We start from the raw sequence: 438 nt of genomic DNA, 5'->3' as shown, positions 1-438 counted from the left end.
GTAAGATGTCGGGCAATTATCCGGCAGCATCATAACCGATAAAACACCAAAAACAATACCAATGACTTCAGCCGAACTTTTTTCTCAGATTAAAGCTAAAAAAAGCTTTTTGTGTGTGGGCTTGGATACCGACATCCAGAAAATCCCCCGCTTCCTGTTAGATACCACCGACCCAATTTTCGCTTTTAACAAGGAGATTATTGATGCCACACACGACATGGCTGTGGCATACAAACCCAACCTTGCCTTTTACGAGAGCCTGGGCGTGAATGGCTGGAACAGCCTTGAGAAAACAGTTAACTATATCCGGTATAACTACCCCGATATGTTCATCATTGCCGATGCCAAACGCGGCGACATTGGTAACACGTCCAATCTTTATGCCAGAGCGTTTTTCGATGCCATGGATTTTGATGCGGTAACGGTGGCGCCTTATAT

Annotated in this window: 1 protein-coding gene; it reads left to right on the top strand. The window is 45.0% G+C overall.

The window, feature by feature from the left end; translation table 11 throughout:
- Positions 1 to 61: 61 nt before the first annotated feature.
- A partial coding sequence (gene pyrF / locus C6366_RS21130; RefSeq protein ID WP_107740651.1) for an orotidine-5'-phosphate decarboxylase occupies positions 62 to 438 on the top strand: 377 nt, incomplete at its 3' end.

Source organism: Desulfonatronum sp. SC1 (genome assembly GCF_003046795.1).
Lineage (GTDB): Bacteria > Desulfobacterota > Desulfovibrionia > Desulfovibrionales > Desulfonatronaceae > Desulfonatronum.
Note: the sequence above shows the minus strand (reverse complement) of the source record. Positions and strands in the feature narration are given on the sequence as shown.